This window comes from Bacillus carboniphilus, from assembly GCF_020524035.2.
Lineage (GTDB): Bacteria > Bacillota > Bacilli > Bacillales > JAIVKR01 > Bacillus_CC.
Genome location: NZ_CP129013.1, coordinates 772903 through 789461 on the forward strand (window position 1 = coordinate 772903; position 16559 = coordinate 789461).

The window sequence follows — 16559 nt, forward strand, 5'->3', positions numbered from 1 at the left end:
TCTGCCCGAAAAGTTCATTTAGTTGTAATCGATACTATGCGCCATTATAATATTTGAAAATGAGCGGAGGTTTTTTATGAATGGAAAAGGTGTGACGACTGCTTTTTTTGCTTATGTCTTTTGGGGGTTTTTACCTGTATATTGGAAACTTCTTGACGGCGTTGTTTCAGAAGAAATATTAGCCCATCGAATTATTTGGTCCTTTGTGTTTGTTATGCTTTTAATATCGTTAACGAGCGGCTATTCATCGCTTAAACACACAATACGGCAATTACGATCAAATGGTAGAATGACTTTGTTATTGCTCTTATCATCTATATTTATTAGTTTAAATTGGTTTGTATACATATGGGCTGTAAATCATAATCAAGTTTTAGCCACTAGTTTAGGCTATTACATTAATCCTCTCATAAGTGTAGGATTAGGGTTTCTTTTTTTGAGAGAAAGGATGACGAAAGTCCAATCGTTTGCAGTTGGAGTGGCTGCAGTTGGAGTTGGCTTCTTCACTGTGTCATATGGGGAGGTTCCTTGGGTATCCTTATTACTAGCATTATCTTTTGGTTTTTATGCTTTAACAAAAAAATTGACGAAATTATCAACGCTGCAGGGGTTATTACTTGAAACGTTTTTTGTAGTTCCTATTGCCATTGTATATGAAGGTTACTCGATTGTTTATCAACAAAGCTCATTTTATCCCATTTCCTTAAATGATACACTGCTTTTAATAGGAGGAGGAATTGTAACGGCTATCCCATTGCTGCTTTTTTCTAAAGGAGCACAAACGATCCCTTTATATATGATTGGTATTTTACAATACACAGCTCCTACAATTGCTTTCTTACTAGGCATTTTTGTTTACAACGAACCGTTCACAAAGATTGAGCTTGTGACTTTTTCTTTAATATGGATAGCAGTGGTAGTATTCTTGACTAGTCAATTTAGAGAGATTCGAAAAGTGAAGCTTACAAAAGAGGTTGTTCAAAAAGTATGAGTGAAATCATACAAAGGATTGACAGTTTTTAGCGATATATTTGGAATGTGAACGAAGCTTGCGGTTGTTATCAACTAAATTGAGTAGGGGAATAGTGGATGGATGTAACATCAGTTTATAAAAAATTTTGGAATTCTAGATTTGCTGAGAATGAAATAAATACAACAAAAGTGGATGAAATGATTATTCAAGAAATACAAGATGAATTTACACACCCCTAGGCTGAGGAAGAACAAACATGAAAAGATGGTTCAAATTACAAAAAAAATCATTCATTCCTCTTTAACAGAAAATGAAAAAATAGTCTTGTTAAAGAAGTATATAGAGTTGCATGAACAACTAAAATGAAATTGGTTCCGATAAGGATATTTAAAATCTATTTTATGGTTGCTTATTTACTCGAAAGGAGTTTATTTATGGAACAAATTCAATCTGAAGAGCTTCAAACAAAGATTAGCACCTATATAAACAAAGAAGTTTATGTTCATTTAGAAACGACGACTGGTGCTTATCATAATCATCAAAATGAAGAGAATATGACTGTAGTTGCTTTTATTCGAAATGTGAAGGTTTTCGTACAACATGTAAAAGTAAAAGGGTCAGGTCCATATAGAGTAGGACTAAAAATGAATGATGGGTGGGTCTATGCAGAAGGGTTAACTCATTGGACGATCGAAAAAAATCAATTGCTAATGGCTGGATTAGATAAAGAAGGCCGTCTTGCGATTGGATTGCAATTAAGCGAAACACCGTTTGAATAAAGAGAGGAGGATCATTTATGAAGGAGAATGTACTTGTCATTTTACCCCATCCTGATGATGAAGCGTTTGGTGTTGCAGGGTTTATTACAAAGAAAAGGAAAAAAGGAGTTCCTGTAACGTATGCTTGTTTAACTTTAGGAGAAATGGGCCGTAACTTCGGGAAACCTCCTAAAGCAAATAGAGAAACGTTGAAAGATCTTCGGAAAGAAGAGCTTTTAAAGGTTGCAAAAATCTTAGATCTTACAGAACTGAAAATGCTTGGTTATCGTGACAAAACCATCGAATTTGAGGATGAAGATCGACTCGTTAATGACTTGAAAACCATTATCCAACAAGTGAACCCTACGTTGGTGATAACATTTTACCCGCAGTTTGCAATTCATCCTGATCACGATGCCACTGGTGAAGCAGTGGTAAAAGCGGTAAAGCAATTACCTAGAGAGAATCGTCCATTACTGTATGGAATTGCCATTACAAGAGATACATTTGACAAGCTTGGCTATCCTGATGTTGTAATTGATACAAATGAGGAGCTTGATGTTAAAATTGCTGCTCTAAAAGCCCATCAATCACAAACTGAGACTTTTTTAAAGCCTTATATGGAGAAGATGAAAAATGGAAAGATTCCTCGTTGGTTCAGAGAAGAAGCCTTTTATGTGATTGATGTAGAATAAGTAAAATCGTACAGAATGACCACTAATTTGAGTATTTGTATTTCAGATTGGTGGTTATTTCTATTCTTTTCTTAATTTCCTTTTAAGATAATTCAGTTTAGTGCCCTTTTCCTCGAAACATATCATAATAAATAAAACCTAGGCAGGATACTCCAAGTAGAGTGAAGAAATATTTAAAAAACACATCCATTTATCAATTCCTCCTTATATTCCTACATGTAGTCTTACCCTTTAACAAATATTTCATGTACTTTTTAAAGAGAAAGAGAATGTTTCGTGTTTCCTTTATCTCATACGGCGACGCACATGATGTGCTAGCGTCAATGTTAGCTCGCGCGTCGTGGCTGTAATTAGTTGACGTTCATTACCCTACGTCGCAAAACGTGCGCCTTAATCTTTTCTTGTTTACATTCATTTGTCCTCATGATATGCTAATCTTCGTGTGCTTTGCCCGATCGGTGGTAATACTAGAAAAAAAATAATAGTTATATAGGTCTAAAGTATTATATAAATCCCATGAATTTTGACGATCTATATATAAGTAGTAAAAAGTATACATATAAAACTAGGTTATTTGATTGATTGAAATAGAAAAAACTAGAGTTATGTAATTAAATTGATCTAAAGTGTTTTAGATTTTACTATGCCTTTTTGAGGGGGAAACGTATATGAATAAAAAAATTGTAAGTATGACTGCTACAGCTGTGTTAGGTTCGACTTTAATTACATCCGTTGCATCTGCAAGTACGGTGAAAGTTCAAGCAGGTGATACGCTATGGGAATTATCAAAAAAATATAATACTTCGGTTAATAAAATTAAATCTACTAATGGTCTATCTACAGATACTATCTATGTTGGACAAATTTTAACGATACCAGGAGCAACGACTAATGAAAATAGTTCTTCTTCCAAGCGATCAAAAACTCAATCTACTCAAAAAGAAAAAATTCACAAAGTAGAAAAAGGAGATTCGTTGTGGAAAATTGCAGTCAAATATAGCATTTCTATTCCAGATTTAAAAGAGATAAATAGTTTGTCAAGTGATATTATTTATCCAGGTCAAAAGCTCACGATCACAAAATCGAATAAGACAAAACAAGATCAAAGCAATACTTCTTCTGCACAGACTAACAAAACATCTTCCACTACAACATCTAGCTATACAGTGAAGTCTGGGGACTCTTTATGGTTGATTGCGAAAACTCATAATATTTCCGTTTCCCAGTTAAAAACAATTAATGGTTTAGAAAATGACAATATTTATCCAGGTCAAAAACTAACAGTCACTCAATCATCGAATAAGATTGATCAAAGTCAACCATTGAATTCTACCTCGAAAATATCGTTTAAAACTTATACTGTTAAAGCGGGAGATTCTTTATGGAAAATCGCTAATGACCATCTTGTCTCGATTGCTGAAATTAAAGTATGGAATAATTTGTCTTCTAATACACTTCAAATAGGACAAACATTAAAATTAAATGATGATAACAATAATGCTTCGGGTTCGGATAATAGTAATCAGTCTATTGACATAGAGAAAATGATTGAAGAAGCAAATAAACTCATTGGTATACCTTATAAGTGGGGAGGAAATACAACCTCTGGATTCGATTGTAGCGGTTTTGTTTACTATGTCCTTAATAAGGTGACATCAATTTCAAGGTTGAGTTCTGCAGGCTACTGGTCTTCCATGAAGTCGATTGATTCACCAGAAAGAGGGGATATCGTCTTCTTTAATACGAGTGGTTCTGGTGTGTCCCATATGGGAATCTATCTCGGAGACAATGAATTCATTCATTCAGGTAGTTCAACAGGGGTTACCATATCTAGTTTAACAAGTTCATACTGGAAAAATTGTTATTTAGGTGCGAAACGTTTCTATTAAAAGATGCTTGTTTGTTTTCTCTTTCTCATAATTGATTAATTTTCTTTTCGATAGGAAAGGATGTTATCAATGTAAGAAAGGAGAAGAAAATGAAAAGACCTTTAGTAGCTCTACTCATTTGTAGTTTTGTAATCGTTGGCTGTCAGCAAGAGCAATTATCTGAAGAAAGTATCCCTGTTGGTGAAGCTCTAAATGATAATTTATCTATTCCTCTTATTAATCAAGCGGAAGAAAAAATTGGAGTTGCCTCATTGAATCAAGTGAAGGACAAGTTATATGTGCGGATTATTTCTAATGGACTAACTGCAGGTGAACATGGAGTGCACTTTCATGAAACGGGTTTATGTGAAGCGCCAAGTTTTATATCAGCAGGTGGGCACTTTAACCCTGAAGAAGCAAGTCATGGTTTTCATAATGGAAAGGATGTTCATGCAGGAGATTTACCAAATATCTTTGTTCAACAAGATGGGACCGTGGATATGACAGTTTCTACTACTGGAGTCACTCTAATGGCCAAACACGATCATTCACTACTTGATCGAGATGGAAGCTCCATTATTATTCATGAAAACAGTGATGATTATAAAACAGACCCTAGTGGAAATTCAGGAGATCGTTTTGCATGTGGCGTCATTTCTGGCCAATGATTAAAGACAATTAAAATGCATGTAGGAAAGGCATAACCACAAATTAATGGTTGTGCTTTTTGTTTTGAGAATAGAAATCTTTTTAGTAAGATGTGAAAGTAAGAAGTGGATTTTTAACTAGAAGGGAAAAGTGCAACATGAATGACGTAAAACTACCAGAAATAATTAAAAAATGGGTACAACAAAAAAGAGTTCTCTCCTATTCCAATGAGGATAAGCTATTAATAGGGGAAAGTGGCTATACGTCATTTGATGAACATGTTTTTCATGATCTCATTATTAGTCTCTCTTTAAAGAAAAATGTTTTGTTAAAGGGTCCTACGGGTTCAGGGAAAACAAAACTTGCGGAATCGATTTCTTCTTTCTTATCCCAACCGATGCATAGTGTTAATTGTTCTGTTGATCTGGATGCGGAAGCGTTGCTTGGATATAAAACGGTACGTTCTGAAAAGGGTGAGACTGTAATTGAATTTGTAGAAGGTCCCGTTGTCCAAGCGATGAAAAAAGGACAACTTTTATATATTGACGAAATCAACATGGCGAAACCAGAAACGCTACCGATATTAAATGGCGTATTGGATTATCGAAAGAGAATAACAAATCCTTTTACGAGTGAGGTTATACAGGCGAAAGAGGGGTTTGCTGTCATTGCGGCTATCAATGAAGGCTATGTTGGAACGCTACCACTTAATGAAGCATTAAAAAATCGCTTCGTGGTGTTTGATATCCCATATATTCAAGGGGAACAATTGAAACATGTATTGCTTAGTGAAACGAAACTAACAAATGGGAAGATAATTGATCAATTTGTTATGTTATCAAATGACCTGCTTACTTTAGTTAAGCAAGGGGTATTGTCCGAAGAAGCAGCTTCGATTAGAGCTCTTATCGATACTTGTGATCTAGCTGTTTATATGCCTGCAAAAAGAGCGATTGAAAGAGGAATAATTGAAAAGCTAGAAGATGAAATCGAAAAAGAGTCTGTTAGAAACTTAGCAGAAACTCTTTTTGATAGAGGGTGATTCATCTAATGAAACCTATCCAATTCAATGATCAAAAGATTGATTCCTCTCTTTGGATGCAATTAGATCATTTAGTTAAAGCGCTAAGTAAAGATGATGAGTTGAAAGCAGAATTTCTTGTCCATTCTTATTTGGATCCAATTCGTAAGAAGGTGTATATTAGTCACTTTTGGGATCATCGACCTGTCGATGACATGGTTTTCGGTTTTAAAACGGATGTCTATTTAAGAAGTTTGGGTAATTATTTCTTTACTGATTATGCTATCATTCAAAGGTTATTAGAAAAAGATTTGCTATTTTCTCAGTTTTCAAAGCAGTTATTCTCACTCATGGAAGATTTAAGGATAGAGGATTTAATAAGAGCCGAACGCCCTGGAACGAAGACGGCTTTTGAGAGAAGAAAAATTATGTATAGGCAACACTTTCAGACTCAGTTAGTGGCGAATTTAGAACGTGGGTATTATGCAGATGCGCTCTTTTCACAAATGTATTTGCAACTAATTTCATCTTCTCCAGTGTTATTATGGCCAAAACTAACATCATCACTTGATCGATTGGTTCCATTTTTTAAAGGAGAACTTATTAAGGTCTTTGATTCAAAATCGACGAAAGACGTCTATGAAATCGTTAATAACATTGATCGTTCATTAGAAAGTAACCTTGAAGACGATATGATTAATCAATATTTTCATTTACCTCATTTTAAAAAAGATGAACTAACTATTTCAGATTTGAAAAGAAAATCGAATTTAAACAACGATGATGAAGATATTATTGAAGATCAGCAAAATAAAGATCAATTTGATGAAGAAATGCCTACATGGCACCGAGAAACAAAGGAACAGCAAGACAACTTTCTTCATTTTGAATTAGAACAAGGAACAAAGACGAATTTGACTGCGGATACTGGTCGTGAAGGAGATGATGGTGATCAAGCCTTTGGAATGGTTCAAGGTGGGCAACAAAAATCCGATCGAAAGGATTTTACTCCACAAGAACTTGTCCGTGACGAAAAGTATAAAGATAAAAGTCAATCTAACGTTAAATATGGACGAGAAAATCGGCATGCAAAAAAAGTTAATATAGAATCAAAACCGGTCACGATCGATCAGTATGCACAATATCGACAAGTAGCTGGAGATGTCGCTCCTTATGTTAAAAAGTTAAAGACGATGATGAGAAAAATACTAGAACAGAAACAAAATTCTCCTTCGAATCATCTTCATTATGGACGGCTTTCTAAACAGCTAGTACGTTTGTATACCGATGAGGATTACAGAGTTTTTTATAAAAAGAAGGTTCCTTCCGTGAAAATTGATGCGGTTTTTAGTTTATTAGTAGATTGTTCTGCTTCGATGTTTGATAAAATGGAGGAGACAAAGAGAGGGATTTCCTTATTTCATGAAGCACTAAAAGCAGTTGATGTTCCTCATCAAATAACTGGATTTTGGGAAGATACTGCAAACTCAACAAAAGACTATCAACCAAACTATTTCCAAACTGTTATCTCTTTTGATCAATTTTCTGCAAAAAATAGTGGTGCAAAGATTATGCAACTAGAACCACAAGAAGATAACAGAGATGGATTTGCGATTAGGTGTATGGCTGAACAGTTAGTTACAAGAAACGAAGCGCAAAAATTTATGCTAGTGTTTTCTGATGGTGAGCCAGCCGCCATGAGTTATGATCAAAACGGAATAGTTGATACCCATCAAGCTGTTTTAGAAGCAAAACGAAATGATATCGATGTAATAAACATTTTTATGAAAGAAGGACCTATTGAGGAAAGCCAACAAAAGGTTATTTCTGATATGTATGGGCAACGCGCTATTTTCGTTGAGGAAATGAAACGACTTCCAGATGTGTTGTTCCCTCTATTGAAAAAGCTTCTTAACAAGAGTTTTCAAAGATAGCGAACTATAGTGAAGTGTGTCTAATTAGCCTCACTTCACTGGTTTTTCAAAAAGTATGTTAAACGGGCGCTTACGCTTTTCTATTGTCTAGCTCCAGCACCCAACGACTCGTAAGTTTTTCGACGCACAGGAGGTGCTAGCATCATCGTTGCCCACAGGACGTGGGCGCTTTTAGATGATGTTCATATATTTGTTGTCGTCGTTAAACGGGCGCTTACGCTTTTCTAGTAACGTTAATTTTTAGTTATTAACTATTGGTTTTCGTTATAAATAAGTGTTAAAATGGTCATGGAAGCGTTTTAATATTAGCTTTACATAATAAAAAGATAAAGGGGATTTTCACCTATTTTTAAGGATAGAATGGATATTATTCTATCTTTGGAAATAAAGAACTACTTGGGGGGTTTATGTTATGGCACATAATAATGATGTGAAAACGCCATGGAATCAGTTTCACGGTCCGAATTTAGGCTACGTTATGGATATGTATGATGAATATATTCAAGACCCAAATTCCGTTGACCCTGATTTGAAGGAAATGTTTGATCGATGGGGAGAGCCGGAATTTTATCAAAAAGGCTCTGAAAAGAGTGGACAAAAGCCAGTTTCTATCACTCTAGAAAATATTAAAAAAGTTGCTGCGGCTGTTCAGCTAGCAGAGGATATACGTACCTATGGACATTTAAATGCATCTATTTATCCAATGAATTTGCGGGAAAAGAAGGACTCTTTTTTAGATGCATCTGATTATGGAATTACAAATAACTTTTTGAAGGAAATTCCAGCAAGTATTTTATGTTCGTATGCTCCATCAACAGTTAAAAACGGATACGATGCTATTCAATATTTACGTGATATCTATTCTCAATCAATTGCTTTTGAATTTTCTCACGTTCAAGATTACCAAGAGAAAAAATGGTTAAAATCGATGGTGGAATCAAGAGGAATTTTCAGAACATTAACAAATAAGAAACAAAAAGATTTATTAAAAAGACTTCAAGAAGTCGATCGGTTTGAAAAATATCTTCACCGTACATTTGTTGGTCAGAAGCGTTTTTCTATTGAAGGGCTCGATGTAATGGTGCCAATGCTAGATGAACTGATCTCGGAATCAGTTCAAGCTGGAACGAGAACCGTTAATATTGGTATGGCGCATCGCGGTCGATTGAATGTGTTAGCACATGTATTAGAAAAGCCGTATGAATTAATTTTCTCTGAGTTTCAGCATTCACCAAATAAAGAGCTTGTACCATCAGAGGGTTCGATTGGAATCAATTACGGCTGGAGTGGCGATGTTAAATATCACTTAGGTGCAGACAAACAAATTAAGGATGAAAATTTCACTCATGTAAGATTAACTTTAGCGAACAATCCGAGTCATCTTGAATTTGTCGATCCGGTGGTTGAAGGATATACGAGGGCTGCGCAAGAAGATCGTTCTGGAACAGGATTTCCTACTCAGGACGAAGCGAAGTCGATGGCCATTCTTATTCATGGAGATGCTGCCTTCCCAGGGGAAGGTATCGTTGCAGAAACGTTAAATTTAAGTAGACTCAAAGGTTATAAAACGGGTGGGACTATCCATATTATTGCTAATAACATGATTGGCTTTACAACTGTTAGTGAAGATTCGAGATCTACTAAGTATGCAAGTGATGTTGCAAAAGGATATGAAATTCCGATCCTTCATGTTAATGCGGATGATCCTGAGGCTTGTTTAGCTGCGACCTATATTGCTCATGAATACCGAAAAGAATTCAAAAAAGATTTTATCATTGATTTAATCGGTTATCGACGCTATGGGCATAATGAAATGGACGAGCCTGTGGCAACACAACCTAAATTATATAAAAAGATTAAAAGTCATCAAGTAGCATGTGAAATCTTTGCTAATAAATTGATTGAACAAGGAATTATTGATAAAGAAGGGGAAAGCCAATTTCTTGAACAAATTGAACAGAAGTTAAAGCAATCATACGATAAGGTTCCTAAAAAACAAGATGATGAAGTTGAAGATATTCGAATTCCCGAAGTGGTTGAGAAAGGATTCCCTGTTGTCGATACTTCCGTATCAATTGGAACGTTGGAGAAAATTAATCATGATTATATTAAGTGGCCAGAAGGATTCAATGTCTTTTCAAAAGTGAAAAGAATTTTAGAAAAAAGGGCTGATCTTTTTGATAAAGAAGGAAAGGTTGATTGGGCTTTAGCAGAAATGTTTGCTTTTGCTTCTATCCTTCAAGACGGAACGCCAATTCGATTAACAGGTCAAGATTCTGAAAGGGGAACGTTTGCTCAAAGGCATTTAATGCTTCATGATCAAGAGGATGGTCGAAAGCTTGCTCCTCTGCATTGGTTACCTGATTCTAAAGCATCCTTTGCTGTTCATAATAGTCCATTATCAGAAACGTCTGTTCTTGGATTCGAGTACGGTTATGATGTTTTTTCTCCTGAAACACTGGTCATATGGGAGGCACAATACGGAGATTTTGCTAATGTTGCACAAGTAATTTTTGATCAGTTTATTTCTGCAGGACGTGCAAAATGGGGGCAAAAATCAGGTCTTGTTATGCTGTTGCCTCACGGTTACGAAGGACAAGGTCCGGAGCATTCAAGTGCTCGTTTGGAGCGTTATTTACAGATGGCAGGAGAAAACAACTGGACAGTTGCGAATGTTACAACTGCGAGCTCAATACTTCCACTTGTTACGCAGGCAGGCTGCCATGCTTTTAAAAGACGAAATTAGGCCTTTAATTGTGATGACGCCAAAGAGCTTATTACGGAATTCAAACACGGTTTCTCATGTTGATCAATTAACAAATGAAAAGTTTAAACCAATTATGGAACTTGAAAGCAATAGTGAAGCAAAAGAGGTAACAAGACTTGTTTTATCTAGTGGTAAAATTTCGATTGACGTTTATGACAAAGCAAAAGAAAAAGAAAAAGACGATCTTTCATGGATCAGATTTGTCCGTCTAGAGCAAATATATCCATTTAACGATCTAGAGATAAAGAAAATACTTGAAAAGTACTCAAATATAAAAGAAATAATTTGGCTACAAGAGGAACCGCAGAATATGGGACCTTGGTCATTTATTGAACCACAATTAAAAGAGCTTGCTCCTGAGGGGGTTGAAGTTCGTTACATTGGGAAGAAACGTCGTTCTAGTCCTTCTGAAGGGGACCCTAATATTTATAAAATGTTACAAGCGCGTATCATCGAAGAGGCCTTAACGAGATAAACAAAGGGGGAAATGAATATGGCTGACATAAAAGTTCCAGAACTTGCTGAATCTATTACAGAAGGTACAATTTCAGAATGGTTGAAAAAACCAGGAGATAAGGTTGAAAAAGGGGAATATATTTTAGAGCTTGAAACAGATAAAGTGAATGTCGAAATTACAGCAGAGGATTCCGGTGTAATTTCTGAAATTTTTAAGGAAGCTGGCGATGTTGTTAACGTCGGTGACGTTATTGGTAAAATTGATGAATCAGGATCAGGAGCTACTTCTGAAGAAGAGCCTCAAAAAGATGATTCCAAAGAAGAACAAAAACCTTTGAAAGAGGAAGAGAAGCAAGAGAAACTTTCACATGATGAAAAAAATGAACATCAAAGACCAATTGCTTCGCCTGCTGCCAGAAAACTTGCTCGTGAAAAAGGAATTGATTTAAACCTAGTTTCTTCTAGAGATCCACTAGGAAGAATTAGAACACAAGATATTGAAGCAGAAGTCAATAAAAAAGCTCAAGCTTCAAAACAAGATCAAACTAAGCAAGAGAAACCGCAAGACAAAACAGAATTCGCAAAACCAGTTGAACGAATAAAAATGTCTCGTCGCAGACAGACAATTGCAAATCGCCTCGTTGAAGTGCAACATACTGCCGCGATGTTAACAACTTTTAACGAAGTGGATATGACTTCTGTCATGAACTTACGTAAACGTCGAAAAGACAATTTTTATGAGCAGCATGACGTCAAACTTGGGTTTATGTCTTTCTTTACGAAAGCGGTCGTTGCAGCTTTGAAGAAATATCCTTTATTAAATGCTGAAATACAAGGCGATGAAATTGTTAAGAAAGAATTTTATGATATTGGAATCGCGGTTTCTGCACCTGAAGGGTTAGTTGTTCCTGTTGTGCGTGACGCAGATCGAAAAACATTTGCTGGAATCGAATCAGATATCAATCATTTAGCAGTGAAGGCTCGTGAAAATAAGCTTTCATTAAAAGAGCTTCAAGGTGGAACCTTTACGATAACGAACGGTGGAGTGTTTGGCTCATTGCTTTCAACACCGATATTAAATGCACCTCAAGTTGGAATACTAGGAATGCATAAAATCCAACTTCGACCTGTTGCCATTGATGAAGAAAAAATGGAGAACAGGCCAATGATGTATATTGCTCTATCTTATGATCATCGAATCGTAGATGGGCGTGAAGCCGTCGGCTTTTTAGCAACTATTAAAGAACTGCTTGAAGATCCAGAAAATTTACTGTTAGAAGGGTAAAAGTTTTAAATATGCAGCCATCAGTGTAGAGTTCTCTACGCTGATGGAATTTTTTAATTAAGGAGTCATTAGATGAACCATAATAGTTGGAAAGATCAAACCATTAAGCAAGTGAAATGTATCCATACAAACGCAAAAAAATATAAAGTGTCATCTGTATTAACACCTGGAAGAGTGTATGAAGTAAAAAATGAAACGGAAGAGTTTATCTTTGTTGAAGACAACAGTGGGAAAATTGGAGGATTCTACAAGGAGTACTTTGAAAATGTGAAAAAGACTGTTTAACACAGTCTTTTTCTGCTTTAAGGGGTGATTATATTGAAAAATATACATGTTTATCGTAAAGAGGAAATAAAAGAGGTTGACCAAGTAGCTGAGAAGAAAGGACATGACCCGTATACACTTATGGAAGTCGCTGGTAAAAGTATTTTTGACCAGTTGGTGCCACTACTTAATTGTGAACAAAACATTCTCGTCTTATGTGGAAGAGGAAATAACGGTGGTGACGGTCTAGTCATCGCTAGACTTCTTCAAAATTCGGGATATAAAGTTTCGGTTACGTTTCCATTAGGTGAAACAAATAGTGAAACAGTTGAAAAGCATCTCTCATACTATCATGAGCTATCCTATCAAACATGCTCTTTTGAATATCAAAAAACGGATGTTATTATTGATTCTCTGTTAGGAATCGGGACAAGAAATCCTTTATCAAAAGAAGTCATCGATCTTATAGAATGGGTCAATAACCAATCTGCACTCGTTATTTCAATCGATCTTCCTTCAGGTATAGAAGCAAATAGTGGATATGTTGAACATGCGATTAAAGCTGATCGAACATTTTCCCTACATGGAGCAAAATATGCCCAGTTTTTATTACCTTCTGGACTATATTTTGGGGATAGTGAAGTCATTGATATTGGTTTACCACAAACCTCGAAGGTAAAAATATGGAACCGTAATGATTTCATGCGAACATTTGAAGAAAGAGAACAAGTTGATGCTCATAAAGGAACATTTGGAACCGGTTATTTAATTGCTGGAAGCGATGATATGCCTGGAAGTGCCGTATTAGCAAGTATGGGAGCATTAAAGGGAGGGATTGGTAAGCTTATTATTGGGACGACAATAAAAGTGGCTCAAACGATTAGTCAACATTTATTAGAAGCAACCTATCAAATGGATCCATACGAAAAGAGTTTACCAAAGAAAATATCCGCTATTGCTATTGGATCAGGTTTACCTTACAATCAACAATTAGATACTTTTATTAACAAAACAATCCAACATTCGACCGTTCCGATCATTCTTGATGCTGGAGCGTTGCAACATCGATCGTATAAAAGTCCGAATATATTGATTATTACCCCTCATCCAGGTGAAATGGCCCGGATAGTTAATTGTTCAATTGACTATGTTCAAAACAACCGGATTGTTGTTGCTCAAACTGTTGCAAAACAAGAAAATATAATTGTCGTTTTAAAAGGGCACTATACTGTGGTTGCCTTTCCAGATGGAGATGTTTTTATTAATTCCACTGGAAACGCTGCTTTAGCAAAAGGGGGCTCAGGAGATGTGCTAGTAGGGTTGATGATGGCATTATTATCAAATCAGAGTAGGATCAAAGAGGCGGTAGTGAATGCTGTGTACATACATGGCTTAGCAGCTGATTTATGGGTGGGAAAATATTCTGCTCATACTCTTTTAGCGTCAGATTTGACTGAGTTGTTTTCGGTCGCAATGTCCAAGGATTAAAAGTATCGAAAGAATAGTAGAGATGAGGTAAGTAGATGCAAAAACAAGTAGAACAGTGGTCGTCCAATTTATCTTTCGTTTTAGCTGCGGCAGGGTCAGCAATAGGGCTCGGAGCCATTTGGAAATTTCCTTATATGGTTGGAACAAATGGTGGAGGAATGTTTCTACTATTATTTATTTTTTTTACCCTTTTGATTGGTTTACCATTATTAATGAGTGAATTTGTCATTGGAAGAGGTACGCAATTAGATGCAGTGGAGTCTTATAAACAGCTTGCTCCTAATACTTATTGGCACTATGTAGGTAGACTTGGGATCATAACTTCGATTATATTACTATCTTTCTATAGTGTTGTAGGTGGTTGGATTACCATCTATTTGTATAAAGCTTTAACGGGTCAGCTTGCTGGGCTTTCTGAGAAGGAGTACGGTGCTTTATTTGGAGAAACCATTAGTAATCCGAGCACGGCTATTATTGGACAATTGTTATTTTTAGCCATGACCATTTTGGTCGTATCAAGAGGTATCCAAAAAGGAATTGAGCGTGCGAGTAAAATTATGATGCCGGCTTTATTCATTATTTTTATCATTTTGATCATTCGCTCGGTTACTTTAGATGGTGCATGGGAGGGCTTAGTCTATTTTTTGAAGCCTAATTTGTCTGCTATAACGGCGGAATCAATTCTTTATGCGATGGGACAGTCGTTCTTTGCTTTAAGTGTCGGGGTATCTGTCATGGTGACCTATAGTTCCTATTTATCAAAAGAAGAAAACTTACCTAAGTCAGCAGGTTCCATTGTTTTATTGAATATTCTCGTATCTTTTTTAGCAGGTATTGCGATTTTTCCAGCCGTATTTTCGTTTGGATTAAACCCCGGAGAAGGTCCTGTTTTATTATTTAACGTGCTTCCAACCGTATTTAGTCAAATGCCGTTTGGAATGATCTTTTTTACTGTATTTTTAATCTTATTTTTATTTGCTACATTAACCTCAGCTTTTTCTTTATTAGAGATTGTCGTGGCTTCTATTGCAAAAAACAATTTAATCAAAAGGAAAAAAGTTGCATGGATTAGTGGATTAGCTATTTTTATACTTGGGATTCCATCGGCTTTGTCTTTCGGAGTTTTGAATGACCTTATTTTTTTTGGTGAAAAAACATTTTTTGACGTTGCCGATTTCTTAGTTAGTAATACCCTTCTTCCACTTGGCTCACTTCTAATCGCAATTTTTGTATCTAGGATATTGAAAAGGGAAGAGTTGTTTAAAGAGTTTTCTCAAGGATCAAAAATGAAACGTAGCGTGTTTTCCATATGGTATTTCTTAATTCGCTATTTCATTCCTCTCGCAATCATTATCGTGTTTTTAAATGTACTAGGTTTATTTGATTTGTTTTTATAAGTAAAAATGAAAGGAGCCATCATTTAAATGGTTCCTTTAGTATTATTCTAATAGGGGGTCCATTTTAGCTTCTTTGCTTGTTGAAATCGGTTTGAAACTTCGTCCCAATTGACGATGTTCCACCAATTATCAACATATTCTCCGCGATCGTTTTTGTATTTTAAATAATAGGCATGCTCCCATACATCTAAAGGGAGTAGGGGAATGATATCCCATTGTGTTAAGTTTTGATGCTTTTCTGCTTGTAAAATTTCTAACCGTTGTGATCTTGGAGACCATACTAAAATGGTCCATCCACTTCCTTCTATAGCTTTGGCTGCATCCTGCAGCAGAAAATTGCTGCTTAAATTGTTCAAAGCTCCCAAAAGAATGATTAATCTCGTTTAATAGTTCCCCAGATGGTATACCGCCTCCAGACGGTGACATGATAGTCCAAAAAATGGTATGCAAGTAATGACCAGAGCCATGAAACGCAAGTTCTCTTTCCCATCGTTTAATTTCGGTAAAGTCTTCTTTTTCTCTTGCTTCTTTAAGTGCTTTCTCTGCTTTATTTAGTCCATTTACATAACTTAAATGGTGTTTATCATGATGCAAAGTCATGGTCTCTTGATCAATATAGGGCTCTAATGCATTATACGAATAAGGGAGGGGAAGGAGAATGTGCTCTCCAATTGGGACTGGTCTTCTTGATTGAATAAGCCTTTTTGCCCACTCATGTAAATTTAGTGCTGACTCGTATAAATAAGATTTATCCTTCGAACGAGTAGTGACAGATTCATATAGTTGATCATACTGCTTTCTCCAGTCGTCATCTTTTATCCTTTTTTCTTTCATCAAACTGTCCATGTCTATAAGCCATTTTCGTAAGGATGTTGAATAGGCTTCTTCATTCATATGTTTATCGCTCCATTTCTGGCCACAATATTAAACTTAAGATTACTATATTCAATGGACAGTGGATGAGTTACGACTTACACGATGTTCCTTTTATTATACGTCGTTAAC

At 35.8% G+C, this 16559-nt stretch carries 12 protein-coding genes and 2 pseudogenes; 13 read left to right on the forward strand and 1 reads right to left on the reverse strand.

Going from position 1 to position 16559, the window contains the following annotated elements:
• Window positions 1-76 precede the first annotated feature (76 nt).
• The 13 genes and pseudogenes from rarD to LC087_RS03980 all read left to right on the forward strand — a co-directional run bounded on the left by rarD (window position 77) and on the right by LC087_RS03980 (window position 15554).
• Window positions 77-991: an EamA family transporter RarD gene (gene rarD / locus LC087_RS03920; RefSeq protein WP_226539611.1), complete on the forward strand. Its 915-nt coding sequence runs from the start codon at window positions 77-79 to the stop codon at window positions 989-991.
• Window positions 992-1089: 98 nt separating this feature from the next.
• A complete protein-coding gene (locus LC087_RS03925) occupies window positions 1090-1212 on the forward strand; it encodes a hypothetical protein (RefSeq protein WP_306020071.1) in 123 nt (40 codons plus the stop codon).
• Window positions 1213-1407: 195 nt separating this feature from the next.
• A complete protein-coding gene (locus LC087_RS03930; protein WP_226539609.1) occupies window positions 1408-1752 on the forward strand; it encodes a YojF family protein in 345 nt (114 codons plus the stop codon).
• Window positions 1753-1769: 17 nt separating this feature from the next.
• The gene (gene bshB2 / locus LC087_RS03935) at window positions 1770-2426 is read left to right on the forward strand and encodes a bacillithiol biosynthesis deacetylase BshB2 (RefSeq protein ID WP_226539608.1); all 657 of its coding nucleotides are present in this window, start codon (window positions 1770-1772) and stop codon (window positions 2424-2426) included.
• A gap of 668 nt (window positions 2427-3094) precedes the next feature.
• A complete protein-coding gene (locus LC087_RS03940; protein WP_226539607.1) occupies window positions 3095-4315 on the forward strand; it encodes a C40 family peptidase in 1221 nt (406 codons plus the stop codon).
• A gap of 89 nt (window positions 4316-4404) precedes the next feature.
• Entirely contained in the window at window positions 4405-4962 is a 558-nt protein-coding gene (locus tag LC087_RS03945) for a superoxide dismutase family protein (protein WP_226539606.1), read from the forward strand.
• Between the two features lie 137 nt (window positions 4963-5099).
• Window positions 5100-5984 (forward strand): AAA family ATPase, encoded by an 885-nt coding sequence (locus tag LC087_RS03950; protein ID WP_226539605.1) that lies wholly within the window; start codon window positions 5100-5102, stop codon window positions 5982-5984.
• Window positions 5985-5992: 8 nt separating this feature from the next.
• Window positions 5993-7897, forward strand: a complete 1905-nt coding sequence (locus tag LC087_RS03955; RefSeq protein ID WP_226539604.1) for a vWA domain-containing protein — start codon at window positions 5993-5995, stop codon at window positions 7895-7897.
• A 412-nt stretch (window positions 7898-8309) separates the two neighbouring features.
• A pseudogene (sucA, locus tag LC087_RS03960) lies at window positions 8310-11139 on the forward strand (2-oxoglutarate dehydrogenase E1 component).
• Window positions 11140-11157: 18 nt separating this feature from the next.
• Window positions 11158-12405, forward strand: a complete 1248-nt coding sequence (odhB, locus tag LC087_RS03965; protein ID WP_226539600.1) for a 2-oxoglutarate dehydrogenase complex dihydrolipoyllysine-residue succinyltransferase — start codon at window positions 11158-11160, stop codon at window positions 12403-12405.
• A 72-nt stretch (window positions 12406-12477) separates the two neighbouring features.
• A complete protein-coding gene (locus tag LC087_RS03970; protein ID WP_226539598.1) occupies window positions 12478-12690 on the forward strand; it encodes a DUF6501 family protein in 213 nt (70 codons plus the stop codon).
• Between the two features lie 33 nt (window positions 12691-12723).
• Entirely contained in the window at window positions 12724-14157 is a 1434-nt protein-coding gene (locus LC087_RS03975) for an NAD(P)H-hydrate dehydratase (protein ID WP_226539596.1), read from the forward strand.
• A gap of 35 nt (window positions 14158-14192) precedes the next feature.
• Window positions 14193-15554 carry a sodium-dependent transporter gene (locus LC087_RS03980; protein WP_226539595.1) on the forward strand — a complete coding sequence of 454 codons (1362 nt, stop codon included), beginning with the start codon at window positions 14193-14195 and terminating at the stop codon, window positions 15552-15554.
• Between the two features lie 47 nt (window positions 15555-15601).
• Here the strand turns inward: LC087_RS03980 and LC087_RS03985 are convergent.
• Window positions 15602-16238: pseudogene (locus tag LC087_RS03985) on the reverse strand (superoxide dismutase); the annotation flags it as partial.
• Between the last annotated feature and the right edge of the window lie 321 nt (window positions 16239-16559).

Bases quoted from the DNA above. Each gene is read 5' to 3' on its own strand.
- rarD (WP_226539611.1), top strand. From the start codon at position 77: ATGAATGGAAAAGGTGTGACGACTGCTTTTTTTGCTTATGTCTTTTGG.
- LC087_RS03925 (WP_306020071.1), top strand. From the start codon at position 1,090: ATGGATGTAACATCAGTTTATAAAAAATTTTGGAATTCTAGATTTGCT.
- LC087_RS03930 (WP_226539609.1), top strand. From the start codon at position 1,408: ATGGAACAAATTCAATCTGAAGAGCTTCAAACAAAGATTAGCACCTAT.
- bshB2 (WP_226539608.1), top strand. From the start codon at position 1,770: ATGAAGGAGAATGTACTTGTCATTTTACCCCATCCTGATGATGAAGCG.
- LC087_RS03940 (WP_226539607.1), top strand. From the start codon at position 3,095: ATGAATAAAAAAATTGTAAGTATGACTGCTACAGCTGTGTTAGGTTCG.
- LC087_RS03945 (WP_226539606.1), top strand. From the start codon at position 4,405: ATGAAAAGACCTTTAGTAGCTCTACTCATTTGTAGTTTTGTAATCGTT.
- LC087_RS03950 (WP_226539605.1), top strand. From the start codon at position 5,100: ATGAATGACGTAAAACTACCAGAAATAATTAAAAAATGGGTACAACAA.
- LC087_RS03955 (WP_226539604.1), top strand. From the start codon at position 5,993: ATGAAACCTATCCAATTCAATGATCAAAAGATTGATTCCTCTCTTTGG.
- odhB (WP_226539600.1), top strand. From the start codon at position 11,158: ATGGCTGACATAAAAGTTCCAGAACTTGCTGAATCTATTACAGAAGGT.
- LC087_RS03970 (WP_226539598.1), top strand. From the start codon at position 12,478: ATGAACCATAATAGTTGGAAAGATCAAACCATTAAGCAAGTGAAATGT.
- LC087_RS03980 (WP_226539595.1), top strand. From the start codon at position 14,193: ATGCAAAAACAAGTAGAACAGTGGTCGTCCAATTTATCTTTCGTTTTA.